The sequence below is a fragment of the Enterobacter cloacae complex sp. P1B genome (assembly GCF_014982345.1).
Classification (GTDB): domain Bacteria; phylum Pseudomonadota; class Gammaproteobacteria; order Enterobacterales; family Enterobacteriaceae; genus Enterobacter; species Enterobacter bugandensis.
Map to the genome: position 1 here is coordinate 1 of NZ_JADCLF010000028.1, position 1,297 is coordinate 1,297.

A 1,297-nucleotide genomic window follows, 5' to 3' on the forward strand; every position below is an offset into this window, starting at 1 on the left:
TGCCTGTACGGCAGTGAACTTACGCTGCCGATCATAGCTCAAAGCGAGGCGTTTCTAAGCTGCCTGTACGGCAGTGAACACACTGACAACAGGGTCGGGGGAGGTAATAAGTTTTCTAAGCTGCCTGTACGGCAGTGAACTTCAAAAATGCGGCTTGCGATTGAGCGTCTGATTTTCTAAGCTGCCTGTACGGCAGTGAACGTGGCGGTTGCGTGCTCCGGATAATCTGCTTATTTTCTAAGCTGCCTGTACGGCAGTGAACTCGACGAGAGCCTGAAGAACAAAATCGGGAATTTTCTAAGCTGCCTGTACGGCAGTGAACGACCTTGCCGTTGTCGCCAGGGATCATGTACTTTTCTAAGCTGCCTGTACGGCAGTGAACTCAAATCACACACTCATACCACTATGTTCTCATTTCTAAGCTGCCTGTACGGCAGTGAACTGAAAGGAAACAACGCCATCTTATTGTTAGCAAATAAAATAATCAACTTTTACGCCTAAAACCCTTTTTTCTGGAACGTAAATCCGCACTATATAAATCAATATGTTACGTAAGCATCAGAAAAAAGGGTATAAACCAATGGCGTCAGAATAACGCCCCCGACGCCCTGGATTGCACTCAGGAAATAATGTGAATTACCGTTTCTTCACGTTGAGGCGCAACAACATCTGCGGCCATAGAATGCGTAATGTCATGGAGCAGTCCTGTAAGATGCGGCAGCATGTCGCGGTCAAAATGCGACACCAGCAGCACATGATTCAACGCCCGGCAGTAGTCACATTTCGTTTCGGTATCTTCCAGCAGCCACTCTTTTTGTCGCGGTTGTTCCGCTTCGTCCTCAAATTCCACCACTTGAAAATCACGCATGGATTCCGTGAGGCCGGTTTTAACTTCTTCCAGATAAGCCCCGAGGCAACGGCATACGGGCTGCGTTTGGGGGAGTGATTTGCAGTCGAGCAGGATTTCGGTGAGCAGTTTGCAGCGCTGGGCAAGGGTTGGGAGATCGGGGTTGAGGGAGAGCTCGCTGTAGAAATGGACGAGGTTGTTTTCTGTATTCATTGGGTAATTCCTTCACACACTTTGAATTTACCACCGCAGGAAACGCCAATTTGCTGGCGGCGGACGAAAAGGAATTGGCGTACCAGTGTGTGTGCTACTGGCGCTTCAAAAGAAGCTTCCGATTCGCCCGCCAGATGCAGAATTATACCCTTTTCCTTAGGGCGAACGAAGCCTGCAGCATTACTGCTGCTCACACACTTTCAGGACGCCAATCCCGGCACCTGATTTTGCAGGTGC

Annotated in this window: 2 protein-coding genes and 1 CRISPR repeat array; of the genes, one reads left to right on the top strand and one right to left on the bottom strand. The window is 49.3% G+C overall.

The window, feature by feature from the left end; all coding sequences use genetic code 11:
* Positions 1-442: direct repeats of the CRISPR family, unit length 19 nt; unit sequence TGCCTGTACGGCAGTGAAC.
* A gap of 177 nt (positions 443-619) precedes the next feature.
* Positions 620-1,060 carry a hypothetical protein gene (locus INF77_RS23040; protein ID WP_069732557.1) on the bottom strand — a complete coding sequence of 147 codons (441 nt, stop codon included), beginning with the start codon at positions 1,058-1,060 and terminating at the stop codon, positions 620-622.
* A 50-nt stretch (positions 1,061-1,110) separates the two neighbouring features.
* On the opposite strand from INF77_RS23040, the gene INF77_RS23380 reads away from it, so the two are divergent.
* Positions 1,111-1,297: hypothetical protein (locus tag INF77_RS23380; RefSeq protein ID WP_227414029.1), on the top strand; the 187-nt coding region annotated here is incomplete at its 3' end.

Excerpts from the sequence above, each read along its gene's own strand:
- INF77_RS23040 (WP_069732557.1), bottom strand. The coding sequence starts at position 1,060 with ATGAATACAGAAAACAACCTCGTCCATTTCTACAGCGAGCTCTCCCTC.